Consider the following 14,967-nt stretch of genomic DNA (forward strand, 5'->3'; position numbering starts at 1 on the left):
TTGAGGCGCCAGCGGGCAAATTTGCTACTCAGTTATAAAACCTTGATCTTTGAAAACAATCAATACTTCAGTTTGTATGCGCCAAACGTGATGATAAGAAACGCGGCAGCTACCGCCGAAAATGCCACATATAAACTGGATAAATGGGCGATAAAGCCAATGACTGCCGGGCCACCGAGCACACCGAGATACCCAAGTGTGGCAACCATCGCCACAGACATATTCACCGGCATCACTTTCTCCTGGCCTGCGAGGGTAATCAGTACTGGTACGATATTGGCCGCACCGATACCGACCAGCGCAAACCCGCATAACGGCAGGATCCAGCCCGGTAACAGCACCACCATCAGGTAACCGGCGATCCCCAGCACACCGCCCACCACCAGAATTCTTTTGCGTCCCAGCGCGCTGACAATGGCATCGCCGGTCAGGCGCATCAGCGACATTGCGACAGCAAACACCGCAAAGCCCCAGCCTGCATGTTCCAGCGCCAGCCCGCGCTCACGAGTCAGAAATACGCCACCCCAGTCGAGCACCGCTCCTTCAGCCATAAAACAGATCATCGCCATCACGGCCATCAGCGCAAGGCGAAAATTCGGCCTCGCTTTAGGTTTGCCCTCAGCCCCGTCTTCCTCATGCGCGCCAAACGGTAACATGCCGCGGAAAGACCAGGCAGTCACGATGACAACCAGCGCCACGGCAAAAAACGTGCTGCCGAGCGGCGAAATACCGGCACTGAGCAGTAACGCGCCGCCACCGGCCCCGGCAATACCGCCGACGCTCCACAGGCAATGAAAGCCAGACATCAGCGGTTTATCCGCTGCCTGTTCAACCAGCGTTCCCTGCACATTGACCGCAACATCAGCCAGACCAATTCCCATGCCGAAAATAAACAGACTCAGCGCCAGCAACCCGATATCACTGAACACCGCCAGCAACGGCAACATCAGGCAATACAACACCACGGCGGCCACAATCACCGCCCGGCAACCGAACCGGCCAATAATCCGACCGGAACCCAGCATCGACAACAGTGACCCCGCGCCCAGGCACAGCAACAGTAATCCGAGATCACCCGCTTCGGAATGCGTACGCAACTGCGCGTAAGGCACCAGCGCCGCCCACAACCCCATCGCCATGCCGGTAACAAAAAATATAGCCCGCGTGGCGACACGTCGGGCAGGACTTCCGGCATGCGCGTTTACACTTACCATTTCAGATGACAGTGACATCAGGTTCCCCCGGCAGAAAATCAATTATTAAAAGACTTTTAATAAGTGGCGAGTATAGAGGTGAGGACAAAAAAAAGTCAATACGGATTACTCGCCGAAAGCGACGTGCAGATTGTAATTATGCAGGGTCAGTTCGGTGATGCCTTGCAGATAATCCTTACGCATGGAGGGGCGGTAAGTCAGTTCAGGCATATGTTGCGCGGGAATATACTGCTGGCAGAGTGCCGTCAGTTGCGGGATCAGCGCTTCGCTGATTTTAGGGCCGGAGAGTGCAATGGTGACCGGGTTGATAATCGCCGTCAGCGAGACAATCACTTTTGCCATCTCCTCCGCCACCGGCAGCGTGTTCAGATGCTCAAACGGCAGGTTGGAAACTTCACCGGCAAACTGGCTTGCGCCCTGTAATACCTGTCCGTTAATCACCATCCCGCATCCGAGACAAGGGACATCCGGCTTAAATACATAGGCAACCGGCGCAGTGACGCCGGCACAACTGCTGCGGTAAAAACCCCAGGCGGTATAGTTCATGTCGTTATCGACTTGCACGTACAGGCCAAAACGGTCACGCAGTTGTTGTTCGATGGCAACACCGGCAAACACCGTGATATCGCAGGTCGCGACGGTGCCTTTCACCACCACACCCGGCAATCCAACGCCCAGCGCTTTAATATTCGGGTAATCTGCCAGCAGCGATTCAATCTGCTGATAAAACGTTGCCAGCATCAGCGGCAAAAAACGAACTTCGCCCTGAGCCAGGCTTTCACCCGTGGCTGAATTCACCGACCAGATAATCTGCGCCGCCGCGTCACTGCCCTGTGCATACAAACTCAGTACGGAGAAGAAGTCCGGGTTATATGCATAGCGCTGCGCCGGACGCCCGCCACGAGAAACTTCCAGTTCCAGCGCCAGTACCTCATGGCGCAGACTCAGTTCATTAAGCACCGCACCACATGTCGCAATGCTCAGGCCGGTAGCAACCGCTAAATCTGCTTTTGTTGCCGACCCCAGTGATTTCAATGCATTAGTGACCAGCACAACATTGTTGATCTTCATTTCACGGGTGGTACGGTTGAGCGGAGTGAACATGTTGCCTCGGGGAATACGGGTAAGAATGAGGGGTAATTTAGCACAAAGAGGGATAATGCTCCGGTTGTCTGACGACAAAAGTCTGCACGCAATGCCATAACCGGCTATAAAAAGTGTTCAGTTTCAATGGAGGCACCCATGATTTCACACATCTGTATCGGCGTTAACGACTTTGAGCGCGCTTACAAATTTTATGCCACGGTGATGGCTGAACTGGGGCATATCCTGAAGTTTTGTGACGATGAAAAACCCTGGGCGGCGTGGATGGCACCTGATGCACCGCGCCCGTTATTTTTGATTGGCAAACCTCTTGATGGCGATACTGCCAGCGCCGGTAACGGCCAGATGGTGGCATTGCTGGCAAAAACACGTCAAACGGTTGATCGGATCTATGAATACGCTATCGCCAATGGCGCAAGGGACGAAGGCCAGCCGGGATTACGTCCGCATTATCATGCGGATTATTACGGCGCGTATTTCCGCGACGCCGATGGCAATAAACTGTGTATTTGTTGTCATGAACCGCAGGTCTGAACCCCTTTCCGCATTATTCGACGTTTTGCACAAGTCTGCCGAGTTCAGTCTCGGCTTCCCCTTCGTGATATCCGTCAGTAAAGCAGGCTCCGGTCACGGGTTCGCTGAGATCCGGGAAGTGATAGACCGCATTCACGCACGACGGACCGCCGCCTGAGTGACCTGCCGAGCGTCCGGCTTTTCCCATTGCGCCGCTCATCAGCCCGAGCGCGTAACCGCATTCGGTCCACGGTCGCCCTTCAAGGGCACCGCCGAGCGGGTATGTCACCCGCATGTCAGCCAGCGACGCCGGGCTGAGGAGTTTGCCGGTGAATAAACCGTGCAACAGTCTGGCGGCGTCCCGCACATTGCCTGCCAGACAACCGTGATACACCCAGCCCGGATCGTACTTTCCGGCGGCTTCACAGTGAAGTTGCGCGAACTCTTCGCGCGTGGTGGCAAGAGAAATGCTGGTGAGCCCGAGCGGTGTGGTGATGATGTCTGCCACCAGTTGCGCAAAACTCTGTCCAGACGCGGCTTCAATCTGCTCGCGTGCCAGCATGTAGCCGACATTGGAATAGGACCAGCCTTCACCGGGTGCAAACAACATGCCTTTGGCTAAGGCGGCATTGAGTAATTTTTGGCGCTCCCAGGGTTGCTCACCGGCAGCGACAGCGTCGTGATAGATTTTCAGCGAGCCGTAATCCGGCAATCCGGCGGTGTGGTTGAGCAGCTGCCGCAGTGTATAAGCCGCGCTGTCAATGCGGCTGTCGGGCTGCAAAACGCCACGTTCACTGAGCTTCAGCGCGCAAATCGCTATCGTGGTTTTGGTGAAACTCCAGTAAGGAAAACGAGCCTCGAAATCCCCTTGCCCCCTTTCTTCCCCTGAGGCTGAAATACAATAAGAATGGAATTGATGCATGACTAACCTCATCGCATGAAAGAAAACGGGCAAGGCCGAAGAATAGCTGATAACAGACTGCTCTGAGTTCCCGGAATGCGCATTCATCTCTCACCGGAGATCGGGTATATTGGTACGCAGATCACAAAAATCCCTTAAAGGAAGACGTCGCACTATGAGTTATCGTTTCACCCTGGCTGCCGTAGCAGCCGTTTTAGCCCTGACAGGATGTGCAAAATCGAAAACCGCCGACCAGGCACCGGCTTTCGATTTTGGCTCCACGCGGGTGACCGTAACGCACGTCCCGACCAAAACCGACGACGGCACCAGGCTGTATGTGACCATTGATGGCAAAGATGCCGGTGCGCTGGGGATTGGCGAGAGTATGGAATTACAACTTCCGGAGGGCAAACATAAAGTCGGCGGCTATGCCCGTTCACTTGTTGGCCGCGTGACCATATCCCCTGTCGAAGTGGCCACTTCGCGCGATGTGATCAGTCATGTAACCTATTCGGTTGCGAACCTCAAACCGACATTCCTTGTTCGCGCATCAACGCCGGTTCCGAAACCGAAGTCAGAATCAATTCCGGCAGAACCCGTTCCGAGCATTCCGAGCATGCCAGCACAAATTGAAGATCCTGCCGCAGCTGAACAGACGCAAACTGTAGCGCCTGCCGCGCCGGTAGCAACTCAGCAAACGCAGACTGCCACACCTGCCGCGCCGGTAACGACCCAGCAAACGCAGACTGTAACACCTGCTGCGCCGGTAACGACTCCGCAAACGCAAACTGCAACACCGGTAACCACGCAGGGGACGCAGGCGCCGAACATCACCGAACTGACGCCCGTCACTCAGTCGCCAGCATCACAAGCAACGCAGGATTCAGCAGCGTCTGTTATCACAGATTTAACCTCCTCCGCTCCGCAAACTTAATCCGCCTTTACCGCTGGTGCCTGATGCACCGGCGGTGACCTGTGGCCTTCCTCAGAATTTCACCACCGCACCCAGCTCAATCACCCGGTTTGGTGGAATATGATAATGTTCCGGCGCACGCAGAGAATTTCGCTGCAATACCTGAAATAGTTTTCCGCGTGCCTTCAGGTACCACGGGCGCGGCTCGCCGAGAATAAAGGTGTCGCGCGACATAAAAAATGAGGTTTCATTCATGTTGCTTTGCAGCCCTTCCAGCCCGCAACGATAAAGGATATCCGTCACATTCGGCTTTTCCCGCCAGCCATAACGGGCGATAACCCGCCAGAATGCCGGTGAAAGCTGTTCGATAATCACCCGCTGTACGTTATGCACATACGGCACATCCTCGGTGACGATAGTCAGTAACACCACGCGCTCATGCAAGATCTTGTTGTGCTTAAGGTTATGCAACAACACCAGCGGCACTTCATATTGCCCGCGCGACATCACCACGGCCGTTCCCGGCACCCGTTGTGGCGGCGCTTTTTCAAGCGAGGTAATCAGAGCCTCCAGCGCTTCCGGATCCTGACGCAAGCGGCGCAGCAACCGCGAACGTTCCGTTTTCCAGGTCAGCATGATCACCAGAATGGTCAGCCCGATTGCCACTGGCAACCAGCCGCCCGAGAAAATTTTGCTCAGGTTGGCCGCAAACAACGGCACATCAATCAGCAACATGGCCGTGATTACCAGGCCACCAGCCCAGCTTTTCCATCCCCAGTTTTTAATCATCACAATGCCGATCAGTACAGAGGTGATCACCATCGTACCGGTGACCACAATACCGTACGCCGAGGCCAGATTACTGGAATGTTTGAAGCTGACGATCGCAATCAGCACGGCAAAATACAGCAGCCAGTTGACGACCGGAATGTAGATTTGCCCCGACTCCACATCGGAGGTGTAAATAATGCGCATCGGCGGCAAATAGCCCATACGCACGGCCTGACGTGTCAGAGAGAACACGCCGGAAATTACCGCCTGCGAAGCAATGACCGTCGCCAGCGTGGCCAGCACCAGCAGCGGAACCAGCGCCCAGTCAGGTGCCAGCAGGAAAAACGGATTCTTAATGGCCGCAGGCTGGCTGAGTAACAACGCGCCCTGCCCGAAATAATTCATCACCAGCGAAGGCCCGACCAGCACAAACCAGGCGATGCGGATGGGTTTCTTACCAAAATGCCCCATATCTGCATATAGCGCTTCGCCACCGGTGACTGAAAGCACCACCATACCGAGTGCGAAAAACGACACGGTTTTGAATTCCACAAAGAAATGCACCGCCCAGTAAGGGTTGAGCGCCTGTAATACGTCAGGATTACGTACGATGCCGCCGATGCCCAGCGCGCCGATCGTGATAAACCATACCACCATCACCGGGGCGAAAATTTTCCCCACGCTACCGGTACCGTTCTTCTGAATAAAAAACAGCAGCGTCAGAACAGCAATAGAAAACGGAATGATAAAGCGGTCGAGCGATGGCCCGATAATTTCCAGCCCTTCAATCGCCGAAAGCACCGAGATGGCAGGCGTGATAACGCCGTCACCATAGAAGAAGCTGCCGCCGACCAGGCCGATAAACATAATGAACGGGATCCAGCGCGGATTCAGATTGCGGATAGCCAGCGCCATCAGAGTGAGAATGCCGCCCTCCCCGTCGTTATCAGCCCGCATGACGAAACTGATGTATTTAACGGAAACGACCAGCATGAGAAGCCAGAAAATCAATGACAGAAAGCCGAACAGCGCGCTTTGCGTCACGGCGATGCCCGCCTGTCCGGTCAGGCATTCACGCAGGGTATACAACGGGCTGGTACCGATGTCGCCATAGACAACACCGATACAGGCCACGGTCACAGTAAGCAGCGATGATTTATTTTTAGTTTGCTTCATGAGTGGCTTCACAATTTCCGGGGCGACGTTGGTCGTCCCACAGAAAGAGTATAGATACACTCATACGCCATCGGGTATAGATGAACGCTTTATTATTCAAGGCTAACTTTTGACATTAAGGGCATGATAGTCATGCGTAAAGCGAACCGGTTTAAGGGGGCTTACACATGACGCTCATCTCTGTGAAGGGGATTTTTAACGAGAAATGTCAATAACCGGAACGCCAGGATTACATTTTTTCATCCGTTCAACTAACTTGTACAACCTTTCGTTAATCCCTAGGGTCGCTTCCCGAGTCGGACGTATAGTCTTAGGTGCTACAAAAATCCCCGCTATTTTAATCTCACGCGTCGGAGGTAATCCCTGATAAGTATTAATATCCGGACGACCAATAAGCAGGATCTCATTATGCCATTGGTAATTAGTGTTCTTGAGTATCTTTTGGGGTGGCTGAATTTGATTGTAACCACCGGGAGCAATGATTTCTTTCTTTTTAGATCTGCCCGCGAAAATATTGTCAGCAAGGGCAAAACGGTTATAGACCATACCATTACTGACACCCGCATGATTAGGAAACCATACATCACCGCTGAATGTTCCCATTATATTTTGCACCGGCACATCGAGAATAAATCCTGCTTCGAAAAATAATCCTGATTGCGACCTGACCGTGAGTCCGGCCCCCAGCCGGAAACCGGCCAGCACGTTATCCAGATCAATGAATGAACTTGAAATAATATCCCAGGTTTTAAAAACATCTCTGCCCGGTTTCATGAGCAGTGGTGTATTCACATAGTTAGCAGAAACCGTGTGAATCAGCAGTTGTCTTTTTTTATCACGAGCGTCCCATTTCTTCAACGCTTTGACTTTATCTGCATCGGGAGACTTTAACTGTTTTTTACCGAACATAATGTAACTCCATTACATAATTACTATTAATAAATTCTTCAGATAGGCTTTTCAAATAAATACATAAAATAGATTGAATTTAACGCTTCGATTCTTTGTGAGACCTGCTTTAATAATGCCGAATTAGACTGATCGGTATTTTCATTTTGCTGACTGAGTTGCCAGAGTAGGGTTTCAGCGGGCACACCATTGCGCTGCAGGTCCTGCCGTATCTGATATACCGCTGTTTTCAATTCTGACACGGTCATATATTGGCTGTGTTTCTTTTCAGCGTTCAGCAACCGGGCTTCAAGCTCATCAAGATGTTTATTAGCAAGCACTAAACCGTCCAGCGCCGGAATATCTCCCGCCTTTTCATCTACTGTGCGCTGCCATTGAGCACTGTACTGATTTCCCGGATAGGCTTTTTCCAGATGATCAGACAATATTTCACCCTGACGCAGCAATACATCAGAGGGTTGTTCGCTCAGCCATGTCAGCACCGGCGCCGCCTGCGCTAACACTGCCTCTTTTTGCGCATTCAGATCGGCTTCAGGCGCTTTGTTCCAGGCGTCATTTATTTGACGCTCACTGTGTTGCAATGTCAGTAACGGGACGCTCAACTTTTCACTAAAACTCAACGTCTGCGATGAGAACCAGAACGCCGCAGCGACGGCGCAAACCGCTATGCCAGCAGCCATTCCACCGAGCCCCCACAATAACGGGCGCGGGTGATGTGTCTCAGCAAGCTGGATTTCAACCGGTTCTACATCAGGTACGATGTCAGTCAGCAGTGCAGCGACATTTTTCTCACTCAATACCTGAGGAGTCTTATCTACGGGCTCACGTATCGCTTTCGTCACTTTGGCGTGGACCGGATACGGCACGGAACGACAGCGAACCTGCAGGAAATAATGCAGATTGTTCAGCGAGTCATGGCTGCGTGATTGCAGGTTTTTGGACTGTGTGCACAGCACGCCGATACTTCTTTCTACCTGTCGCATTTCCGCGCTGTTTTCCGGCCCGTACTCCAGCGTATAAATATGCGTCGCCACATTGGCATTGAACCAGTCGATCAACTGCTGTCGCTGCTGAACGGCGGCCACCGGCGGCCAGCAGCGCTGGCTGTTGTGGGTAAATGCCGTCGAAAGCAGATCGAGTGCCAGCGCCAGCCCTTTCCAGCTCTTAAGCCGCAGATTGATGAGACAAAACCACATGCCACTCTGCAGGTCGTAGCCATATTCATGGAACAGCTGAAAACACCGTTCTTCCAGCGCATTCCAGTCCAGTCTGGCGGGAATGGTGCCATTCAGCGGGCTTAGCTCACTGCTCAGCAACAGAAAGGATTTGCTGAGCCTCGGATCGTGCCCGTTAATTTTCAGTGCGCGCAAATTCACCCGGTTTTTCATGGTTATCCTTTTCCTGTCACTCAGACGGGTTGTTTCGCGGCAGAGCGTTTGGTCGCTGACTGTTTCGTCAGAGTGAGCTGATCTTTACTGACACCAACCTGCAAGCGGATATCGGCTTTGCTTTCGACCGCCAGCAGACGGTCGGTCAGCAACGGCAGCAGTTCCCGATTCAGGACGGCATCAATTTCGCGCGCCCCGCTTTGTTCGACCTGACAGCGGCTGGCCATGAACTCCACCACTTTTTCGCTGTAGCTCAGGGAGGAATTACCTTCACCGGCACCGCTAAAGCGTTTGCATACTTTATCGATTTTGAGACGGATGATTTTTGCCAGTGTTTCGCCCACGACCGGCAGATAAGGGATCAGCTGTAAACGTCCCATCAGCGCCGGACGGAAGTACTGATCGAATTCAGGCCGCAGGAGTGCTGTCAACGCTTTCTGATCCGTATTTCCGGCGGCACAGGCGGTCATCACGCGATCGCTGGCCAGATTGCTGGTCAGAATAATCAGGGTATTGCGGAAATTGATCAGTTGGCCTTCAGCGTCTTCCATCACGCCTTTATCAAATACCTGATAGAAAATCTCCATCACATCCGGATGGGCTTTCTCAACTTCATCGAGCAGCACTACGCTGTATGGACGACGACGCACCGCCTCGGTCAGCACACCGCCCTGCCCATAACCCACATACCCGGGCGGGGAACCTTTCAGGCCTGATACAGAATGTGCTTCCTGATATTCGGACATATTGATGGTAATTAAACTTTGCTCGCCACCGAAAAGCAGCTCAGACAAGGCCAGCGCCGTTTCTGTTTTCCCAACTCCGGAGGGCCCGGCCAGCATAAAGACGCCGGTCGGCTTAACCGGATCCGCCAGATTGGCGCGCCCGATGCGGATTTGCTGCGCAATGTCCGCTAATGCGTGGGATTGCCCGATCACCCGGCTTTCCAGACGTGCAACCAGATCGCCAAGCTGTTGCTGCTCTTTTTCCATCATCCGGCCCAGCGGAATACCGGTCCAGCCAGCAATCACATCTGCGACACAGGTCGCATCCACGCAGTCATACACCAGAGCTTGATCTTTATGCATCTCAGCCAGTTGCACACGCAATGCGGCAATCTGCGCCACATCCTCAATACTATTAATTTGCGCCACGATCTGCTGTTGCTGACGCCAGACCGGCAGCAGTGCCTCCAGACTTTGCTTCAGTTCGCTTTCACGCTGGTCCAGCCATTTCACCCGGGAGGGATTCTCGCCCTCTTTCAGCAGACTTTCCCGCTCAGTGTGAATGTTGCTGATCATCGCATTAAGATCTTCGATCTCTTTGGGCTCATGGCACTGTGAAATCGCCACCCGAGCGCAGGCGGTGTCCAGCAAGCTGATGGATTTGTCCGGCAACTGGCGGCCAGAAATATAGCGGCTGGAGAGGCGAACAGCGGCCACGAGCGCGCTTTCGAGGATTTGCACGCCATGATGTTTACTGAGAGCCGGTTTCAGGGATCGCAGCATGGCGATGGCGGTCTCTTCATCAGGCTCCGCCACTTTGATCACCTGAAAACGTCGTGCCAGGGCAGCATCTTTCTCAAAATATTTTTTGTATTCAGCCCAGGTGGTGGCTGCCACCACGCGCATTTCCCCACGAGCCAGCGCTGGTTTAAGCAGGTTAGCAGCGTCGTTCTGACCGGCCTGTCCCCCCGCGCCAATCAGTGTATGCGCCTCATCAATGAACAGAATGACCGGAGACGGGTATTCTTTCACTTCACGCAACAGGGTTTGCAGGCGGTTTTCAAATTCGCCTTTCACGCTGGCACCGGCCTGAAGCAACCCCATATCCAGCGACAGAATCTCCATTGACTTCAGCGCTTCCGGTACAGTGCCATCCGCAATGCGCTGTGCCAGCCCTTCAACCAGCGCGGTTTTCCCCACTCCCGGTTCACCGGTCAGCACCGGGTTGTTCTGACGGCGGCGTAATAGCACGTCGATCAGTTGACGAATTTCAGGCTCGCGACCCAGCGCGGGATCCAGTGCCGCATCACGCGCCTGTTCAGTCAGGTTACGGGTAAATTTCATCACCGCAGAATCCGTATTGTGGCGGGTTGCAGCAGGATGATTCGTGGCCTGTGCCGGTGCGCAGGCATCGTGCAGCAACCGGTCAGCGCAATCAGCCTGACACAGCAGCGCCTGCTGTAAGGCTGACGACAGGTGAATCTGATTGTCTTTTTCACTGGCAATCAGGCTACCCAGAAAAGCCTGTACCGGCAGTTGTGTTTGCTGCCAGCAGGCACTGGCGTGCAACCAGGATTTCTCCAGGTGTTCGACCAGCAGCTCCGATAATACCGGGCTACGCGTATTGCCGCTGCGCAGGTGGTTGAGACTGACTTTCAGCGCATCGACTAACGCATCACCCCGCAATCCGGCATTCAGACAGAGTTGCTCAATCAGCGCAGGCTGACGGGTCACCAGTGCGAGCAGTAAATGCTCGATGTCCACTTCGTGATGCGTGCGGCTGACGGCCAGACTGATCGCGGCATCAAGGCACTCACGTGCCTCGACATTCATTTTCTCAACAATTTTCTTCAGGTAGTTACCCATAAATTATCCTTTCTAAATTTTTCAAAAGGCGTCCTGACCAGACGCTCAGTGACATCCGGTAATGCGGACAGGCAGTTGCGAGAACGCACTTTTCAGCGCTGTCGGTCGTTGTTTTTCCGCTTTTTTAAGGCCGGTTTCCTGCTGCGCCTCAGCGTTGTCATTCAGTGCCTGATTGAGTTCCTGCCACTGATGCCAGCGATCCTGCACCGCGTTCTGTGAGCCGCTCTGATAACGCACCATGACTTCTTTGATGCCCAGTGCCGTCAGCTGAGCGGCATCATCCGGGAAATCTTCCGCTTTGAAACGATGCTGCCCGTCGGAAATGTCCTGCAGGAAATCAGGCCATGCGGCGTCGCCGAAGTATTCGTACGTCAGATCGAAACCAGGGAACTTGATCACCAGCGTGGCACGACTGCAATGCCCCGGACGCCAGCGGAATGCCGCCTGTTCGCTGAAGTTCATGCTATTGAGCTTCCACTGTTGCTCATCGCAGAACAGCGTCAACTGAGTGCCCACCGGCATTAGCCGCGCACCGCCGGGAATGGTGGCAGGCAGGCTTTTAAGCGTCAGTTCCAGCGGTTTTGCTTCCAGTGCCGCCATTTGAGCCTCCAGATCGGCCTGCTCATCTTTCAGGGCGGCCAGCGCATCGTCATTGCGGGTATTTTCACGTTCCGGCATCGCCAGCACGTCATCCGGACGCAACACGTGATTGACCATTCGCAGAAATTCCGGTGTCAGACCCGGTGTCTGCCCGTTGAATTCGCCCGCTTTTGGCCCGTTATCTTCAACCACCAGCACACTTTTTGCCGGTCCACGGATAAAGTCAGACAGGTATTGCCACGCCAGATCCTGTTGGTCGTCGTACTCCAGACGGCTGGCATTATTTTCCATTGGCCACAGCACCCGGCTCTGCCATTGCTGTTCAAGCCAGCAGGCAGAACGCTGCATGGCATGCGCCACCAGCCAGTGCGCATCATTCTGATACAACGCCCACACCGCGTTGGAGGCAAAATCATCGCGTTCCGCCGACAGGTTCTTACGCAGCACGTTAAAACGGCTGTCGAGTAATTGCAGTGGATTGCTGTCGCCCGCCGCGCCGGTCTGGAACAGTCCGCGCGTCAGACGATCGCTGCTTTTCGGCGTAGCAAACACGTCCGAAACCGCCGCATGCAGACTGTTTTTCCAGGCATTCCAGTTTTTCACATTGAGATCGGAAAGCACGGGTGTCAGGGTTTTGCTGTCGATTTTCAGCAGTGCTGAAATTTTCTTCTGAAAAGACTGCTGGACCTTGCTGATACGCGGTATCAGCGCACCGGGTACCGACATAGCCTGTAACTGATTCAACCGGCGCAGCTCGCGCAACCAGGGCTCGGCATCCTGAGCACGGATGTCTTCTAGTTGTTCATTGACGTAACGGGAAAATTTCATTGATGGGCTGTTACCCTGATCGAGCGTAATCAGCGCGGTTTGCCACTCTTCGCTGGTCAGCTCCGGGGCGGGTTGCTGGTTCATCGCCAGCATCATCGTCATCCATTGCGTCTGGCGCAGCGCAGGCCAGTGCTGTTCAAAAGCCACTAGCGCAGGCATCGGGACCTGTTCACCTCCTGCGCGACGGATTTCCTTCAACCAGCCCTGAATTTGTGCGGTGCCCTGTAGCGTCCACAGACCACTGACCTGCGTTTTATCCTCATACGAGGGCAGGAAATCCGTCAGATTCACTGGCGTCAGATCGCCTGAAGGAGCCACCAGCCATGCCATCTGCGGATCACTGTTGACCAAACGTCCGAGCAATTCGCGCAGTACCACAAGTTGCTTGCCGCCTTCCGGCAACTGTAACAGCGCGCGTTGCAACACTACATCCTGTTGATAGGGTAAGGACACGGTGGCCCCGGTCATGCTCAGCGCCGCCGGAACCGGCGCCTGTTTTATCAGCTCACTGACCGGCTGTTTTTCCCACATGGCCTGTTTAGTGATAAGCGTGCTTGCCAGGTTCAGAATCAACTCGCGTTTTTGCTGTGGATCGGCGTCGGTGAACAGCTGCTGGTAGTTATCTGCTATCTCCCGCAGGTTCACCTTATCGCGTGGGGATGCAGCAAGAATGCTGGCCTCAAGCTGCGTATGGCGATGGTTGAGCACGGGAACAAAAGGTAAATATTTCAGCGGATGTGCATTCCAGTGTTCAATGTTCTCAAGCTGCTGAACCTGCGCCGTGACATCCATTTGCGCGGGCGAGCCCCCGGTGAGGCGGTTGGTGAAATAACCGGAAAACAGCACATAGGTTATTGCCAGCACACTGAAGGTCATCGCCCCCCATTTATGCAGATAGCGACGGCCAAACCCGACAGGCTCAATTTCACGCTGGCGGCTTAGTTCAGGCAGTAATCGGGCCATCAGGTCATGGATAAAGAAAGCCTGACGCGAAGCACTGTTTTTGCTGACAGGTTCAGTGGCGGTAAACCAGATACCACCCAGTGCTGCGGGCTGAAAGTAAGCGTCCGGCTCACACAGGGCGGCCAGATAACGTTGCAGTGCAGGTTGCAATTTCGGTAGCTGTTCAGGGAAATCCATCAACGCCAGCGTGTCGCCATCCGGTTCGCCGCCCGAAAGCATGCTGACACGCACTTTATCCAGCCCGTCTTTCACGCACGTAAACAGCGGATCCAGCAAGGCCGGATCTTTCCCGTCGACGACAGGCGAACGGCGCCAGTAGTAACCCAGCGGTTGCTGGCGCTGTTCGGCGGAGAGATTATTGGCCCAGTGGCTGAAACCGGGCACCCGGTCACAACAAGTGATAAACAGATACACCGGCAGACGGCGTTTGACTTTACTGACCAGCGGTTCGATCTGCGTGCGGATATGCCGCGCATGCAGATGCAGTTCCGCGTCATCTTTTTCGAGCAACTCACTGACCGACACGCACACCACGATGCCACCCGGCGCAGGCAGACGGGCACACCAGTTCACCAGACGCAACCAGCCGCGCTCGAAGGCCGGGGTTTTATTCAGAAAATGGCTGGAGAGGTCGAGAAAACCTGCGGAACGAAAAAACCACCAGCGTAAGGTTCGGGTCGGCACAACCAGAGAACTTTCCGGTTCATTAGAAAACAGCGGTAATCCTGCACCGGCCATCAGCGTCGTTTTACCACTTCGCCCGCCAGTGAGTATAAACCAGGGTATTGGCTGTTTGCGTCTTCTGATGCGCTTAATTACCGCAGCCCCGGTTTTCCAGTGTTCGAATAAAACATATTCCAGCCGGGTGAGTTTAAATCTTGCCTTCAGGGAGGAGATATATTTCGCCTGCGCCATACCGGAAACAGATCCCCAGACAAACCGGGAAAATAAAACGGCGAGGATCAATATCAGCCACAAAATTAATGCATGCAGGAGTGTTTGTTCGAAAACAACAGACATGACAATACAAACAATAAGTAACAGGCACAGAAATAGTGTCCATGCGACAAAGGAAAGTAATTTTTTAAACATGATA

The 14,967-nt window shown here is 53.8% G+C and carries 10 protein-coding genes; 2 read left to right on the forward strand and 8 right to left on the reverse strand.

Annotated elements, in window-relative coordinates:
- Positions 1–59 precede the first annotated feature (59 nt).
- A complete protein-coding gene (locus HGO41_RS04060) occupies positions 60–1,232 on the reverse strand; it encodes an MFS transporter (RefSeq protein WP_119262298.1) in 1,173 nt (390 codons plus the stop codon).
- An 87-nt stretch (positions 1,233–1,319) separates the two neighbouring features.
- Positions 1,320–2,318: an ROK family protein gene (locus tag HGO41_RS04065; RefSeq protein ID WP_153375290.1), complete on the reverse strand. Its 999-nt coding sequence runs from the start codon at positions 2,316–2,318 to the stop codon at positions 1,320–1,322.
- Positions 2,319–2,456: 138 nt separating this feature from the next.
- Between HGO41_RS04065 and HGO41_RS04070 the strand changes: the two genes are divergently transcribed.
- The gene (locus HGO41_RS04070; protein ID WP_037032896.1) at positions 2,457–2,852 is read left to right on the forward strand and encodes a VOC family protein; all 396 of its coding nucleotides are present in this window, start codon (positions 2,457–2,459) and stop codon (positions 2,850–2,852) included.
- Positions 2,853–2,865: 13 nt separating this feature from the next.
- Here HGO41_RS04070 and HGO41_RS04075 read toward each other — a convergent pair whose 3' ends face one another.
- A complete protein-coding gene (locus HGO41_RS04075; RefSeq protein WP_217244580.1) occupies positions 2,866–3,753 on the reverse strand; it encodes a serine hydrolase domain-containing protein in 888 nt (295 codons plus the stop codon).
- Positions 3,754–3,907: 154 nt separating this feature from the next.
- On the opposite strand from HGO41_RS04075, the gene HGO41_RS04080 reads away from it, so the two are divergent.
- Positions 3,908–4,666 (forward strand): hypothetical protein, encoded by a 759-nt coding sequence (locus HGO41_RS04080; RefSeq protein WP_217244579.1) that lies wholly within the window; start codon positions 3,908–3,910, stop codon positions 4,664–4,666.
- A gap of 51 nt (positions 4,667–4,717) precedes the next feature.
- Here the strand turns inward: HGO41_RS04080 and kup are convergent, their stop codons facing one another.
- The 5 genes from kup to HGO41_RS04105 all read right to left on the reverse strand — a co-directional run bounded on the left by kup (position 4,718) and on the right by HGO41_RS04105 (position 14,963).
- Positions 4,718–6,592: a low affinity potassium transporter Kup gene (gene kup, locus HGO41_RS04085; protein ID WP_121019907.1), complete on the reverse strand. Its 1,875-nt coding sequence runs from the start codon at positions 6,590–6,592 to the stop codon at positions 4,718–4,720.
- Between the two features lie 195 nt (positions 6,593–6,787).
- Entirely contained in the window at positions 6,788–7,501 is a 714-nt protein-coding gene (locus tag HGO41_RS04090; RefSeq protein ID WP_112197331.1) for a hypothetical protein, read from the reverse strand.
- A gap of 38 nt (positions 7,502–7,539) precedes the next feature.
- Positions 7,540–8,889 carry a VasL domain-containing protein gene (locus HGO41_RS04095; protein WP_013578188.1) on the reverse strand — a complete coding sequence of 450 codons (1,350 nt, stop codon included), beginning with the start codon at positions 8,887–8,889 and terminating at the stop codon, positions 7,540–7,542.
- Between the two features lie 20 nt (positions 8,890–8,909).
- Complete coding sequence (tssH, locus tag HGO41_RS04100; protein ID WP_112197332.1) at positions 8,910–11,480, reverse strand: type VI secretion system ATPase TssH; 2,571 nt, start codon at positions 11,478–11,480, stop codon at positions 8,910–8,912.
- 45 nt (positions 11,481–11,525) lie between these two features.
- Entirely contained in the window at positions 11,526–14,963 is a 3,438-nt protein-coding gene (locus HGO41_RS04105; RefSeq protein WP_168444362.1) for a type VI secretion protein IcmF/TssM N-terminal domain-containing protein, read from the reverse strand.
- Positions 14,964–14,967 lie beyond the last annotated feature (4 nt).

This window comes from Rahnella sp. CG8, from assembly GCF_023701875.1.
Taxonomy (GTDB): domain Bacteria; phylum Pseudomonadota; class Gammaproteobacteria; order Enterobacterales; family Enterobacteriaceae; genus Rahnella; species Rahnella aceris.

Bases quoted from the DNA above. Each gene is read 5' to 3' on its own strand.
- HGO41_RS04060 (WP_119262298.1), bottom strand. From the start codon at position 1,232: ATGTCACTGTCATCTGAAATGGTAAGTGTAAACGCGCATGCCGGAAGT.
- HGO41_RS04065 (WP_153375290.1), bottom strand. From the start codon at position 2,318: ATGTTCACTCCGCTCAACCGTACCACCCGTGAAATGAAGATCAACAAT.
- HGO41_RS04070 (WP_037032896.1), top strand. From the start codon at position 2,457: ATGATTTCACACATCTGTATCGGCGTTAACGACTTTGAGCGCGCTTAC.
- HGO41_RS04075 (WP_217244580.1), bottom strand. From the start codon at position 3,753: ATGCATCAATTCCATTCTTATTGTATTTCAGCCTCAGGGGAAGAAAGG.
- HGO41_RS04080 (WP_217244579.1), top strand. From the start codon at position 3,908: ATGAGTTATCGTTTCACCCTGGCTGCCGTAGCAGCCGTTTTAGCCCTG.
- kup (WP_121019907.1), bottom strand. From the start codon at position 6,592: ATGAAGCAAACTAAAAATAAATCATCGCTGCTTACTGTGACCGTGGCC.
- HGO41_RS04090 (WP_112197331.1), bottom strand. From the start codon at position 7,501: ATGTTCGGTAAAAAACAGTTAAAGTCTCCCGATGCAGATAAAGTCAAA.
- HGO41_RS04095 (WP_013578188.1), bottom strand. From the start codon at position 8,889: ATGAAAAACCGGGTGAATTTGCGCGCACTGAAAATTAACGGGCACGAT.
- tssH (WP_112197332.1), bottom strand. From the start codon at position 11,480: ATGGGTAACTACCTGAAGAAAATTGTTGAGAAAATGAATGTCGAGGCA.
- HGO41_RS04105 (WP_168444362.1), bottom strand. From the start codon at position 14,963: ATGTTTAAAAAATTACTTTCCTTTGTCGCATGGACACTATTTCTGTGC.